The sequence below is a fragment of the Pseudoalteromonas rubra genome (genome assembly GCF_000238295.3).
In the GTDB taxonomy this organism is placed as follows: Bacteria; Pseudomonadota; Gammaproteobacteria; order Enterobacterales; family Alteromonadaceae; genus Pseudoalteromonas; species Pseudoalteromonas rubra.
Genome location: NZ_AHCD03000035.1, coordinates 660,175 through 674,444 on the forward strand (window position 1 = coordinate 660,175; position 14,270 = coordinate 674,444).

Below are 14,270 nucleotides of genomic sequence, written 5' to 3' on the forward strand. Positions count from 1 at the left end.
AGGTACTTACTCTGGATAGAAAATCCGCTGGTATAGCGCTGGATCCTTGACCCCTAAACCACAAATACATTCATTTATTTCCCTGGCCTGTTCACTATCATTGAGTGCCAGTACCTTACATCGCTGCATCATTAACTGATGTAACTCCATTTGCGCTTTTGCAAAATAATTTTCTGCACTTGCCAGCGCCTCAAGAGGCACCTCTTCAGCCCCCTTTATCCGCGCAATCCCGGCGCGTAAACAATAACCATATCCTCTCGCTGAGTGAGCTATCTCTTTCAGAAGACTCTTTGCGTCCTGTTCTGCAACTTTAAGCATTTTAGACGCCTGTGACGGGTCGTGTTGTGCGCAGGCAAGCGCCACCCTGCCATGCAAAAACAGGTAGTCCGTCCTTACAGAAAGCGAGCCAAACAAGCCAGCTCGTTTCGCCCGCAGAACATCTTCACGCAATTTAATCCAGGTACCCTCGATATCCCCGGCCATCAGACCAATTTGAATTAACGCTTTCGATGCAACCCAATGCTGAAAAGTAAACTCAGCAAGTGGCCATGACGCTATCGCCTCAGTAATGGCGTCTCTACCTTGATCTAGCTCGCCATTAGCGGCGTGAAATACACCCATAAACATAGTCAGTTCAACCAAAGAGAAGTGGTCTCCCCGAGATTTTGCATCCTGGATCCATTGTGGTACCAGTTCACCGATCTTATGCACACGACCCATAAGCCAAAAAATATGTGCCGCCGTTGTGCGCGCTATCACAGCGTTGTTTTGCGCGTCAAATATCTTGGTAGAGAACTGCTCCTCAGCATGCATTATCATTTCGATACTTGCCTGGTATTCACTCTGGATCGACAGAGACACTCCCTCCAATAGGGTTCGATGTGTTTCATACTCAGGTTCTGTGAGACGCTCTCCCAACTGACTCGCCTGCGCAAAGATCCGCGAGCTAATCTTCTTATGTTTCGCGGTTCCGCCATAAGACAGCGCAAATGCGTATATATTCAGCCCCTGAACCGTCCGTCTTAAATCCTTTTTATTAATGGCCAAACGCAAGCTCAGTAGTGAAAAATACAATCCTCTGATAGGATCCCAGTTACTTAAAGAATTCGCCACAGAAAAGACCAGCTCTATTTTTGGGTCCGAGATATCTGCGCTTAATTTATCCTTTTTAAGCCACCTGCGCTTCACTTCAATTACCACGATACTCCAGATAATGCACAACATTGCCGTTTTTGTCGAACCAGGATAAGGTAATCGCCATTGTCTTAATAAGGGTTTGAAGAGATCTTCGCCCTTTTCTATGTGCCCACCATACATGAATTGACTGGCCGCCATGCCATTTAATCTGGCCTGCTCTGAGTCGCAAAGACCGTCTGCTCTTGCCAATTCAGCAAAAAGCTCAGCAGCCTGAACCCCGTAACCACCTCTGGACAAAGCAATCGCTCTTCGCTCAGTAAACTTATCCTTTTCTGCTTGTCTGCTATCTGGCAACCAGGTAATCACCTGATAACAAATGTCAGCCTCCCGACTAAAGGCCAGTGCCAGCTCCGCTTCGTCAGCCGCATGTATCATATGATCAATGGCGCGTTGTGTTTGGCCAGATTGGTAAAACAGTTGCCCTAAAAACGCGTTATCCGTTTTACTATCTTCAGCCAAAGCCTCAGCCAATTTGCCTGCTCGGCTCTGCAAAAGCGCATCACTCTCTATCGATAATATTGATTCTCGGATTTGGTCGTGAAAACACTGCACCAGGCCTCCCGCATGCACAACCAACAGCCGCTGAGCTCGCAGGCAGGTGAAGGCAAAATCATCAATATGAATATCACCCACAATAGAGAGGATCATATCAACCTTGACAGATTGACCCGCTATGGCCACTAAACTGAGGATCTCTTTGGACTCTGGAGACAATTCCTTTAATCGTAACTGTATGATCTCATGCCCATCTATTTCTTTGATATCCGATTGCAAACCAAACTGGAGCAGCTGCTCCATTAAAAAAGGCACCCCCTTACTTATCCGTACAATATCGAGGGCACTGTTTGACTGAGCGGCCTGGCTGTCCTCAAGCAAAGCCTCCAGCATTTCAGTGCTTTCACCCTGTGTCAAAGGGTTAACCTTGATCTGCTGCACTCTAATGGGACAACCTGGTGCTTGCTGAAACTCGTCGAGCACTGCGGCAAACCGGTTGTCCTGTGACACTTCTGTGCGCTTACTCAAAATAACAAATGGGCGCTTTTCTGGCAGATACTCTAAAAAACTGACAAGCAGTTGTGCACTATCTTCATCACCCCATTGAATATCATCCAGAAACAAAATGACTTGTTGCTTGTTCACCAGTAAGGATAAGCTGTTTGCCAATGCCTTCATGGCCAGCGCACGACGATGCATCGCATCCATATTTGGATCACACTTTTCATGCGAAACAAACCCTCGCAGCACGGGAAATAAAATCGCCAAATACTGAAAACCATCGACAATATATCTACACCGTATCTGCGGAGGGATTGCACTCAGGTATTGCGCAAAATCATCGATCAGCATATCCAGTGCTTTAAATGGTACTGTTTCGCGCTCGTGACAGCGCCCTCGTAACACTACAACATTGTCTAGTGAGCTCAAAAACTGCTCTACCAAACTGGTTTTTCCGATACCTGGAGATCCCTCGATACACATCAGCAGATACTGTCTTGCTGTGTGTGCACAAAATGCCTCATTCAGAATCGCCAGCTCTTTTTCACGGCCCACAAAAACTCGAGCCTCATCGGATACATCAGTCATTGCCAAAAGGGAGTCATTGGCATCAAACGCCGCGAGCACCTCTTTTCCAGTCGGTCTGTCGTGCGGATCAGGGGATAAAGCTCTGGCCAGAATAGCAATCAACGCCTCATGCAGGTGTTGATGCAGGATCGTAGAAACCTGCTTCTCAAACATCCCCTTCCCATCTGGGAAGATGGCCAGATCTTTGGCGCTACGCCCTGTCACCAGTTCAAGTATCACCACCGCAAAGCTATACCAGTCACTTGCCGCTGTCTGTACTTGCTCTGAAATACACTCGGGTGCCATATACTTTGGCGTCCCTAACTGTGTCAGCGTCGTATGACCCCGGTGAGATGTTTTCAACTGGGAAACACCAAAATCGAGCAGCTTCAGCTCACCACCCGAGCTCAGAATTATGTTGTTTGGCTTAATGTCTAAGTGCAGTACACCGCCACCATGCAAAGCGCATATGGCTTTAGCAAGTTGATGTGCCAGACTCAGCACATCGAGTCTCAGTGGCGCAATATAATACTGTCTCGCGGGTGCACTCAATATTGGTGAGTCAGTCGCACACAGAGTACGCGTAGCCACTATGGTGTCCAGCATTGTATCGCTATGGCTTTGCGCAACAAAATGACTAAGCAAGGAGCCTCTGATCAGCTCCATAACGATATAACACGCCCCTTCTATAAAGGTGAGACCAAACAGCCCCACTAAGTTTGGATGTGCTATCTGCGCGACTTGTCGGTACTCCAGCTTGAACCGATAAAGCGACACAGGCTCGGTGCCCTGAATGGTTTTCAAGGCAACGAATCGATTGTTGGCCTCATCCCAGGCTTCATATACCACCCCCATCCCGCCTCGGCCTAATATGCCTCGAATAACATAATCACCAATACGGGATGGGTAGTTTACTGTTTGATTGGAAAACACTGGCAAGATTACGACTCTTGGTTTTGCCCAAATAAACGCTTCAGGAACTCAACCTGACGCGGATCATTGCTGGTGAATCCATCCAAAATTGCCTGATACGCCTGTGGCGATACGCGGGCCACTTCAGCCAGCACATCAACAGCAATTGCATCATTGCTATTAAACAATTGTACTGCCCGTAATTTCAGCTGTGTATCTATCGTGCCATTTAGCTCACATTGCCTGGTTTCATCACCAAGTAAGGCAGATATCAAATTGTCAATCTGGCTGTCAGAAATGACATGCAAGGCAGTGCCCAATTCCAGGAACGCCTCAATCCCTCTCAAGAATATGTAAGCGAGTGTTTTCACTTCATTCCAGCCTTTGCTGTAAGAAGGTATATCCTTAGGGTGTGGTACTACAAACCCGGCCCCCTGGATCCGCTGCTGCGCTGCATATTGGCCTGCATACAAGCCGCCATTCATGTAACCCAGGTCGAGTCGATTATCTGAGTACTCTGAAGCGGGTACAATCGCAGGTTTTTCAGGCTTGATAAACGCCATGGCATTCGGCGTTTGTGGGTCCAGGTTACGTGCCACCTCAGACGAGGTAAAGTAAATAAGATCTCGCCATGGGGTATTTGCAAAGGCCATCGCGGGTTTACCATCTTGCACAGGCTCGGTCAGGATGCCAGGTGCGAATACCGTATTTGGGCCGCCTCCAATAAACGCGCCTTTTTCGAAACCACTTTTATCCGTTTGTTTGGCCCACAGGTTGGCAGTGATGGCACTGGGTTCCATTGCGGGTTCATAATCATACTCTCCGGTGAATAGATAACTAATATGTTTAGTTAAAAAGCGCTTTAACGCCTCGTCCGGATCACTGCCAGATTTAGCGATAGACGCTTCCAGTTCAGTAATTTGATCGCCAATGGTAAAGGTCATTAAACAAGGCTTTGGATTACCTTTGGCATCACAAACCGTATTGTCCATAGTCCAGAGAACCGGATAGGAAGCACCACCCGAGTAGCCCTGCCACTTCTTACCAGCTATGTCATTCCACCAACTGGTCTTATAGAATACTTGCGCCTTCAAAGTTCTGCCCATCTTTTGATTCATGAGCACCTTGTAAGGTTCGTCTAGATCTGCAGGCCACTGGATTTTGTTCGCCGTATGAGGAGAGACGGCAACAATGAGTTTTTTCGCGCGATGGACGACCCCATCGGACAGGGTCAGGGACACAGGAAATTCAGCTTGCTCATCCACCGAGACAGACTCAACCACTTGTTCATAGTAAATATTGCCCTTGAAATCTTTGCTCATGAATTCCAGGACTTTTCCGAATCCACATCGTAACCAGTATTGTTGGGGGCCGTTTTTCGCATCGTTCACTTCATTGAAAAATCCGCCATTACACGCACAGTACCAGAAGAAATACAGTGCTGATATTTCACTTGGATCCACCGATAACAGTGCCTGAGCCGCAATGGTTATAGAGTCAATCGCCGTTGGCGTCATATATCCGCGGCGTGGTTTTTCGTGAAGCCACTGCTCCAGTGTAATCGCGTCCAGTTGCCTGGCGGTATATAACCCGTTAAAGTCTGACGCCCAGGGCTGATCCACGTTGATGCATGATTCGATATACAGAATATCAAGTGATACCAGGCCTATCGCAGCAACGCTTCGTTTACCAATATGACTGGGTAATCCGGTAATACAGTACGGCGTTTGAAACTTATTAAACGGAAATCGCTTTTGCTCGTTATTTTCATCTCTGAGGATCAACACTTGCTCCGGATAATCAAATCTTTCTGCAAAGTTGTCTACGATATAGGGTGGTAACGTTTCATCACTGTACTGTGTGTGCTGTGTATGTTCATGTACATAATCAGGATAATGCGTTTTCAGCCAGGTATTAAACTCGTCGCCCGTGACTATGGACCATAAAGGCTCTTGTGACTTACCAATATACTGGGAGCCGTGCTCATATTCTACGCCCGGTGAATCAAAATACTGCGTGGTTTTAAAACTGAAGTTTCGCCCACCCAGGCGGTCGCTTGCTTCAAGAATCGCAAAGTCTTGCTGGTTTTTTTGTAGCTCGGCTGCCGCCGCCAAGCCTGTAAATCCGGCACCGATAATAATGGTATCTTTGTTCATATACGTCTCCTTCTCATAAAATTGACTGCCAATGAAACAGCCAGTCGCCAGTGAGAGTTAAGTTAACATTCGCTGTATAAGCGATAATATAACAACCTTAACACTGAGCAAAACATCATATAAAGCAATGGCTTGAGAATCATCGAGCCTATTGAATGATTTTCATCATTATTCCGATTTCATCTATGTATTCGTCGAATTTATATAATTAACTGAAATTAACCATTAAAAAAATTCAAGTTAATTTGTCGTATATGAAGGATCATCATACAGAGGATAGCTTTAGAAAGGAGTACGGGCCCACAGGCCTCGTACTGTGGACATATAACTTTAATCTGACAGATCCGACACAGGCGTGTTGCCCACGACCATCTCTGTCACAGGCATGCTCTGGCGCAGTGCCACAGTATTCGCCGCGGTATTACCCAGGAACACGGTTTGTGCCCCTTTCGTAAAGCTATCATTGTGGATGCACTGAGGACGAATGGCGAGCGCACTCCCATCGTTTGGTACCTCAAACACTGTGAAGTGGAATTGCTCATTGGTGACGGTGCGATAATAGCCATCTTCGTGGGTACAGTTGAGCCTGCGGCCTAGCAGTATTCTGGAAACCGTTGGTTCTTTAAAGGCCGGATCAATACCTGTCGCCGGGAGCCAGATATGAGGGAAAGGATGATGCTCGACAAACAAGCCTCCGCCTTTAGTTGGGCTGAACTCATACTCAGTCACATACTCAGGTAGCTTTTGATCGTACTGAATGCCCCACAAATCCTGCGTAAAGCCTAGATCAAACTGCTCGCCCGGCTGAAGTAACGTTCCACCATAGTAAGCGAGCGTCTCAAGGTAATTGCATTGCTCTTGCTCAGTTGTGCCAAATCGTAGCAAGGGAAATGTAAGCGATACCGGCTCGCCAGCACACTGAGGATTGAGTATAAGCTGGCCTGTACTACCAAACACGTTAGAGGCACCGTCCAAGCCGGCGATCCCCGCACCATCCGTCGCAGCAGTCCAAAAACCACTTACAGCCAACGCATTGTCAGCCCCTGGTGGCTTACCGGTGCGCACATCGTGCAGCTGGTTAAGACGCGTGATAAGATCCCCCTCTGGGTTCAGTGGTGCCCTGTCGCTTTGAATCACCTGGTTCGCTGCATTTGGGTCAAGGTGAACAATTGTGCCTGTCCGAATTGGGCCAAACAACCCGGTGGTTGTTTGCAATACATGCGTGCCTACTTTACGGTCAAGCACCGCCCCATTTAAAAACTCAAAGTTGTTGTCCAAGTCAGCATCGGACACACCTTGTGTAACATATTGCCAGCGCTGCTCTTTCATCTGCTGAGCCCGATACTCAGCCAGCGTTTCTCCTCCGAACCCCATGACCTTTTTAATTGTAACATGTGACATGTTTTTGCTCCTTACCGCGTAACTTGCATTGCTCTATGATTGTAGGTGCCAGATCGCACCCACTCTGAGTAGAGTCGAAAATCAGCTTTTTTACCATTACGACCCATTACGCGGAAATGCTTTATAGCCGGGGGATTCTTTGCTAATGTACCGATTTTAATCAGGTGCATAGACGATGAGAAATACGGTACCGGAAGCCTGGTATTTGGTGATATTAATCGTGGCGATGGTTGTACTGCCATTGATTGTTGGTTTGCTCACTATGAAGGTATACAGGCACTTCAGGCCTTTTGAGCGGAATGAGCAAGACAGTATTGGCCTGGCTGATCTGACCGAGAACAGAGACAGCTTTTTCAAACTCTTTTTTGTCGGGCTGCTTATCTGCCTGCCCGTCTTTTTATTCTTCTATCAAGCCGGCTAAGGTCTGCCGGCTTGATATAAGGTAAAGTGTTGCTGTATTTATAAACCGAACACCACTTTTTCGCTTTTCAGCATTCTGCTACTCAGGTAAGTGAACAGCCCAAATAATGCCAAAGTAGACACCGACGCCACTGCCAACGGTGCCAATGGTAAGGCATTACCTTTGATCAGTTCAATCATCGCATACTGCTGTGCAGCAATCGGCAACCATTGAATTGTCTCCGTGGCGATATCGTAGCTGGTCATCATACTCAGGCCCACTGGAACCATCAGTACCATAGTGACGTAGGACTGTGCCTCTTTAAACGACTTTGCCATAAAAGAGACAAAGATCAGCATACTGGCAGACATGAGTGCGATTGGAATACCGATGATCAGGCTAACCACAATGAAGCGCAAATCCAGGGTAATACTAAATCCCAGCTGCTCCCAGGCCACCATGGCATAGGCAAACTTAGATACGATCAGCACCAGAGCCAGCCCCAGAACCGAGAAAGTCGCAATCGCGGCAACTTTGGCCAGCACAATCTGCATACTACTGAGCGGATGACTAAGCAATAGTGCCAGTGAATTGCGTTCACGCTCCCCTGCACTAGTATCTATGCCTAAATTCATCGCAGAATAAAACACCGCAATGATAATAGACAAAGTGACAATCCCCAGGAACAAGCCGCCTTTGGCATCTGGCGTGGCCTGATCCTGCGTTTGCACATCCAGGGCGCGCATCAACCCTGGATCAATCCCCCGTGCCACCAGACGTAATCCCGCGACTTCGCTGTTATACCTTAGCAATGCCGTTTCCAGTCTTCGGACTGACTTTATGAGCTTGCTATCAGACTTATCAGCAACAATCACCACAGTTGCACTGCGACCTGTCGCCATATCCTGTGGATACGCGTCATCGATCTCCAGGCGGATAGGTTTTGTATCGGCTTCATCACTGTGGCTTATGTCGACACTGTCCAGATACTGCACCAGATTAGGCGCACGTTCAGCACCAGAAATGGTGATTTTAAGGGCTTCAGGCGAAGCCATTTGTTGTAACAGTACTGAAAACAGTAAACACATCACGATCGGCGCGCCAAACGCATAATAAAGCCCGGCCATGACCGAACGTTTATCGCGATACGCATCCAACATTTCTTTTTTGAACAGAATATTGACTTGCTTCATCATGCCGCTATCCCCTCATCACTGCCTATCAGGGCAATAAAGGCTTCTTCCAGGCTCGATTTGGCCGTTTGTTCACACAGCTGCGCCGGTGTACCTTGGGCAACCACTTTGCCTTTTGCCATGACCACCACATGATCGCACAAGGCAGCCACCTCCTGCATCACATGGCTGGAGAACAGAACGCAATGGCCCTGCGCCTTGAGCATCAATAATAACTCCCTGAGTACACGGGTACTCATGACATCCAGACCGCGTGTTGGTTCATCAAGAATGATATTACGCGGCTGATGCACAATTGCCTGCGCAAGTGCCGTTTTCATTCGCTGGCCCTGAGAAAAGCCCTGACAGCGCCTGTCAGCAATGTCCATCATTTGTAACTGCTCAATCACGCGTTGCGTGGCCGATATAGCCTGTGATTTAGCCATGCCACTCAGCTCAGCATAAAACTGAATATACTCTCTGGGTGTCAGGCGTTCATACAAACCACATGGGTCCGGGAACAAGCCAAGCTGCTGCTTGGCAGCCATGGGATCTTCGTGAACTTTAACCCCGTCTATCTCAGCGTATCCCTGATCTGCCTGTAACAACCCAAATACCGTTCTCAGACAGGTTGTTTTGCCTGCACCATTGGGACCAAGCAATCCGGTGATCTGGCCGTTCTTTGCACTGAAACTCAATCCGTCCAGGGCATTCACCGACGCAATTTGTTTTTGCAGATTATGTACAGTGATCATATTACGGCTCCTCTTTTACTAATACCGGACCATTGGGGTTCATAAAATATCGCCGCACCGCTGTTTTATCCAAACAACTGGCATCCAATGTTTTAAGCTCACCATGGTCAATAAACTCAGCGACCAGTTTGTCTGCACAGCTTTGTGCAGCGACACCATGTGTTGCCTCTGCGGCTATCAGGTGACGAGCATGCTCCATATTGACCATCGCCAGCTCTGCCCATTCAGGTGGTGTCGCGGGATCTAACCCGCCAGATAACAATAACGTTGGTATCTCTGTCGTTAATGGCTGATAAAAGGATTTTTCGACGGCATCAACCTGCCAGATCGGGCAGCTGGCATCGAGCGACTCTATCATCATGCGACCGAAGTAAGTGGCAGAAAAACGCGCTCGTTCTTCAGCTGTCAGTGCAGGCCAGTCCTCACCGCAAACGATGGCACTATGCATGCCCATTGCCAACGAACCAAACGCCGTATCACTACCCATCAGGCCCACCAATGGCAAGTAGTTTTCTCTGTTCGCCTCACTGATAGCCAACGGCACCAACGCGCGGGTCGTATGGCTGTAAAGCGCCATACGAATGGCCGAGCGTACCTTATTCTGTGTCAATACCAGCGAGATGGATCGATGCGTTCTGGGATGCGGGATCTGGACACTTGCGGGTTGCACTTCAAGCTTAGTCAGTAAGGTCTGATACTGCTGTTCCAGCTGGGGATACTGCTGACTGCAATCTGTAGTATCGGCACAGTCAGTGAAAATTGCCTGCAATGAATCGTCTATGGCTTCACCGATGGCGACCAGGCTTTGCTGCATAGGCACTACCCCATCCAACGTCGCGCTTGCCACTGCTTGTGGATAACGGCGCATATACTCCTGCGCAATGCGTGTTCCATAAGAAGCGCCGAACAGGTGCAATTTTTGGTAACCCAGTGCCAGTCTCACTGCTTCAAAATCGCTGGCTGCGGCAACCGTAGTAAAGTGGCTCAGGTTTGTGTTGAGTTTGGTTTTACACTTTTGAGTTTCAGCGCGGCTATATTCAAAGATTGGCAAGGCGTCATCATTGAATGCAAACTGCGCCTCAAGCGGGTCCATGTCACATTGCAACAAAGTGGACTTACCTGTGCCCCGTTGATCCACCAGGATGATATCCCGATCTTCGCGAGCATATCGTAAGACTCGGGCAAACACGGCTGCAACCTCAATGGCCGACTGGCCCGGGCCGCCAGCAAATGCCAGAATAGCTTCCGACGGGTGCACCTGTTTAATGGCCGGGATAACCGCAAAGTGTATGCTAATTTTTTCGTTGTTGTCCTTTGCCGAAAGAGGCTGTTCTACACTACCGCACATCAACCTGTCTGGCAGGCCCTTGGTATAACAAGGTGTCAGTTCGGCTGTTTCTGGCGTAGTTGCGTAACTGGCAAAAGCGCTAAGCAGACCCAAAGCAATAAAACTGTGCCTGAACAGTGTGCGGATTCGTCCGCGATTATTTGTCATTATTCCGTCCTTAATCGCCCTTAAAAAAGGCCATTGTTACGTCAAGTTGTTGAAGTATATCATTGTTAGAAAAGCAGTTCCCTAATCAAAAACACTCTATTTATTGCTAAATCACATTCACTTATCTTCAGGAGTGATTTATTTCGTTGTTCTTTTTTTGTCTTTTCATTTAAAAAATCACTGTGACGAAACGTGACACTAAACACTAAAGGAAACATCAATGAAACTATTTTCGGCCCTGGCGAGCTTCGTTTTAGCCGCAACTTTAACGCCAACCTCAGTTGTCGCTGATGAAGTGCAACAACAAAGTGCACCAGCTAGCCTGATTGCAGAACTGACACACATGTGTGTTGAATGGGCTCAGGATGACGAAGTGGCAACCGATGCACTACGTCAGTACGTTTTGCAATGTGTTAACGAAGAGCTGTCTGCCAGTGACTATATGACAGTGACTGACGTCGACATCTGATCTTCAAGCAGTAAAAAGGCCAGCAAAGCTGGCCTTTTTGTTTTCTTTTGCTTTTTACCCAAGCAGATCCATTAAGATTTGGCGCTTTTACGCTTTTTCTCTTCTTCGACCCACTTGCCATTTTCATAAGTCGCTTTCCAGCCTGTGGCTTTACCTTCCACCTCAGTCATCACGTACTGTGTCTTGGTTTTACGTGAATATCTGACAACGGCCAGATTACCATCATTGTCCTGATCCGGCGCATCCGCCAGATAATAGAACTTAGGAGAAATACGGTCTCTGAAGCGCTTTAACTCGGCCACTTTCGGTGCACGAGTTTCCCTGGATTTAGGGAAGGTATGTGCCGCCAGGAAGATACCAGATGCACCGTCACGCAGCACAAAATAAGCCTCAGACTTCTCGCAGGGCAGCTCTGGCAAGTGTACCGGATCTTCTTTTGGTGGAGCAGGCTCACCGCTTTTCAGTAGTTTACGTGTGTTTTTACAGTCATCACTGGTACAGTCAAAGTACTTGCCGAAACGACCAGACTTAAGCTGCATGTCTGAACCACACTTATCACATTCGATCACCGGGCCATCATAGCCCTTGATTTTGAAGCTGCCCTCTTCAATGACATAACCACTACAGCCCGGGTTGTTACCACAGACATGTAGCTTGCGCTTTTCATCTATCAGATATGAATCCATCGCGGTTTCACAGATAGGACAACGCTTCATCTGTCTCAGGCTTTCAGTTTCTGCATCTTCAACATCCGCATCAACGGCTTCATCCCCGGGGATCAGGTTCATTGTGGTGGTACAGCGTTCTTTTGGTGGCAAGTTGTAGCCTGTACAGCCCAGGAATACCCCCGTCGACGCAGTACGGATCCCCATCTTGCGACCACAGGTTGGACAGTCAATGTCAGTCTCAACCATCACATTCTGGCGCATGCCACCTTCCGCTTCTTCTTTACCAGCCAAGTCAAGTTGGTTGGAGAAATCAGCGTAAAACTTATCCAGTACCTGAGTCCAGACGCGATCGCCTTCCGCTATCTCATCCAGTCTGTTTTCCATTTTGGCCGTAAAGTCAAAGTCCATCAGCTCGTCGAAGTTTTCGATCAAACGATCTGTCACTATTTCGCCCATTTTCTCGGCATAAAAACGGCGGTTTTCTACTCGCACATAGCCACGGTCCTGAATGGTCGAAATAATCGACGCATACGTTGAAGGACGACCAATGCCGCGCTTTTCGAGCTCTTTAACCAGGCTAGCTTCGCTAAAACGCGCCGGTGGTTTGGTAAAGTGCTGCTTCGGTTCAAGCGCCTGCAACTGAACGATGTCGCCCACTGCCACAGCTGGTAGCGCCTGCTCTTCTTCATTTTTCTTACGGACTGCTGGCTGAACGCGTGTCCAACCGTCAAAACGTAACACACGGCCGCGCGCTTTAAGCGTGTAATCACCTGCACCCACGGTGATATTGGTCAGGTCATACTCTGCAGGTGTCATTTGACACGCAACAAACTGACGCCAGATAAGCTCATAGAGCTTCTTCGCGTCGGCATCTACGCCCTCAACATGGCCAGAAAGGATGTTCACATCTGAAGGACGAATTGCTTCGTGCGCTTCCTGTGCATTGTCTTTCGCGCTGTATTTAATGGGTGCGCCCGGCAAGTACTTATCACCAAAGTTATCCTGAATATAGCCACGTGCCATTTCAACCGCATCATTCGATAAGTTGGTTGAGTCAGTACGCATATAGGTAATGTAACCCGCTTCGTATAAACGTTGTGCCAGCATCATGGTCTTTTTAACACCATAACCCAATCGGGTACTGGCGGCCTGTTGCATGGTTGACGTAATAAAAGGAGCACTCGGGCGGCTCTTACTGGGTTTCTCTTCAACCTTAACAACCTGATACTGCGCTTTTTGCAGTTCAGTAACGGCTTTGTTGGCTTGCGTTTCGTTCAGTGGCTTAAACGCTTCGCCCTGATACTTAGTCACGGCGAAACGAACGTCCTGCTCTGCCAGTGCAGTATCTGCGTGAATATCCCAGAACTCTTCTGGAATAAAGGCTTTGATTTCACGTTCACGTTCAACCAGCAAGCGTACCGCCACTGACTGAACACGACCTGCTGACAAACCACGCGCTACTTTTTGCCAAAGCAAAGGTGACACCATAAAGCCCACCACGCGGTCCAAAAAGCGTCGTGCCTGCTGTGCATACACCATGTCCGTGTTTAGCTGACCTGGTGCCTCAAACGCCTGTGTGATGGCATTTTTAGTGATTTCGTTAAATACAACACGTTTGTATTTACTTGCATCGGCACCAATTACTTCTTCCAGGTGCCATGCAATGGCCTCTCCTTCTCTATCCAAATCGGTTGCGAGATAGATGGTATCGGCATTCTCTGCGAGCTTGGCCAGCTCCTGAACCACTTTTTCTTTGCCGGGTAACACTTCATAGTGCGGCTCCCAGCCCTTTTCCGGGTCTATCCCCATCCGGGCAACCAGGTTCGCGTAATCTTTCTTTTTTCTGTACTCAGCTTTTTCCTCTGGCGACATTTTTCTCACTTCAGCAGGAGATTTAGTTGCCAGGCCTTTGGTTTTGCCTGCGCCTGAGGTAGGAAGATCACGGATATGACCGACACTGGATTTCACAATGTAGTCTTTACCCAGGTACTTATTGATAGTTTTTGCCTTTGCGGGAGACTCTACGATTACTAGCGATTTGCCCATAGCTGCCTATTTGACTTCTGTCTGGTTGTTGCCCTT

9 protein-coding genes are annotated in these 14,270 nt (G+C 48.1%); 2 read left to right on the forward strand and 7 right to left on the reverse strand.

The window, feature by feature from the left end:
* Positions 1–6 precede the first annotated feature (6 nt).
* From PRUB_RS14070 to PRUB_RS14080, 3 genes are all read right to left on the reverse strand, one after another.
* Entirely contained in the window at positions 7–3,693 is a 3,687-nt protein-coding gene (locus PRUB_RS14070; protein ID WP_242065250.1) for a serine/threonine-protein kinase, read from the reverse strand.
* A gap of 8 nt (positions 3,694–3,701) precedes the next feature.
* Entirely contained in the window at positions 3,702–5,828 is a 2,127-nt protein-coding gene (locus PRUB_RS14075) for a flavin monoamine oxidase family protein (RefSeq protein ID WP_010381540.1), read from the reverse strand.
* 330 nt (positions 5,829–6,158) lie between these two features.
* Positions 6,159–7,229, reverse strand: a complete 1,071-nt coding sequence (locus tag PRUB_RS14080) for a hypothetical protein (protein ID WP_010381541.1) — start codon at positions 7,227–7,229, stop codon at positions 6,159–6,161.
* A 175-nt stretch (positions 7,230–7,404) separates the two neighbouring features.
* Between PRUB_RS14080 and PRUB_RS14085 the strand changes: the two genes are divergently transcribed.
* Positions 7,405–7,650 (forward strand): hypothetical protein, encoded by a 246-nt coding sequence (locus PRUB_RS14085; RefSeq protein ID WP_010381543.1) that lies wholly within the window; start codon positions 7,405–7,407, stop codon positions 7,648–7,650.
* A gap of 38 nt (positions 7,651–7,688) precedes the next feature.
* On the opposite strand, the gene PRUB_RS14090 is transcribed toward PRUB_RS14085, so the two are convergent.
* The 3 genes from PRUB_RS14090 to PRUB_RS14100 are packed head-to-tail and all read right to left on the reverse strand — an operon-like array spanning position 7,689 to position 11,051.
* Positions 7,689–8,825 (reverse strand): ABC transporter permease, encoded by a 1,137-nt coding sequence (locus PRUB_RS14090; RefSeq protein ID WP_010381545.1) that lies wholly within the window; start codon positions 8,823–8,825, stop codon positions 7,689–7,691.
* A complete protein-coding gene (locus PRUB_RS14095; RefSeq protein WP_010381547.1) occupies positions 8,822–9,556 on the reverse strand; it encodes an ABC transporter ATP-binding protein in 735 nt (244 codons plus the stop codon). The genes PRUB_RS14090 and PRUB_RS14095 overlap by 4 nt, the downstream gene beginning before the upstream one ends.
* 1 nt (position 9,557) lies before the next feature.
* Positions 9,558–11,051 carry an alpha/beta hydrolase gene (locus PRUB_RS14100; protein ID WP_010381549.1) on the reverse strand — a complete coding sequence of 498 codons (1,494 nt, stop codon included), beginning with the start codon at positions 11,049–11,051 and terminating at the stop codon, positions 9,558–9,560.
* Positions 11,052–11,271: 220 nt separating this feature from the next.
* Between PRUB_RS14100 and PRUB_RS14105 the strand changes: the two genes are divergently transcribed.
* The gene (locus PRUB_RS14105) at positions 11,272–11,520 is read left to right on the forward strand and encodes a hypothetical protein (protein WP_010381551.1); all 249 of its coding nucleotides are present in this window, start codon (positions 11,272–11,274) and stop codon (positions 11,518–11,520) included.
* A gap of 71 nt (positions 11,521–11,591) precedes the next feature.
* Here the strand turns inward: PRUB_RS14105 and topA are convergent, their stop codons facing one another.
* Positions 11,592–14,234 (reverse strand): type I DNA topoisomerase, encoded by a 2,643-nt coding sequence (topA, locus tag PRUB_RS14110; protein WP_010381554.1) that lies wholly within the window; start codon positions 14,232–14,234, stop codon positions 11,592–11,594.
* Positions 14,235–14,270: the final 36 nt, after the last annotated feature.

Bases quoted from the DNA above. Each gene is read 5' to 3' on its own strand.
- PRUB_RS14075 (WP_010381540.1), bottom strand. From the start codon at position 5,828: ATGAACAAAGATACCATTATTATCGGTGCCGGATTTACAGGCTTGGCG.
- PRUB_RS14080 (WP_010381541.1), bottom strand. From the start codon at position 7,229: ATGTCACATGTTACAATTAAAAAGGTCATGGGGTTCGGAGGAGAAACG.
- PRUB_RS14085 (WP_010381543.1), top strand. From the start codon at position 7,405: ATGAGAAATACGGTACCGGAAGCCTGGTATTTGGTGATATTAATCGTG.
- PRUB_RS14090 (WP_010381545.1), bottom strand. From the start codon at position 8,825: ATGATGAAGCAAGTCAATATTCTGTTCAAAAAAGAAATGTTGGATGCG.
- PRUB_RS14095 (WP_010381547.1), bottom strand. From the start codon at position 9,556: ATGATCACTGTACATAATCTGCAAAAACAAATTGCGTCGGTGAATGCC.
- PRUB_RS14100 (WP_010381549.1), bottom strand. From the start codon at position 11,051: ATGACAAATAATCGCGGACGAATCCGCACACTGTTCAGGCACAGTTTT.
- PRUB_RS14105 (WP_010381551.1), top strand. From the start codon at position 11,272: ATGAAACTATTTTCGGCCCTGGCGAGCTTCGTTTTAGCCGCAACTTTA.
- topA (WP_010381554.1), bottom strand. From the start codon at position 14,234: ATGGGCAAATCGCTAGTAATCGTAGAGTCTCCCGCAAAGGCAAAAACT.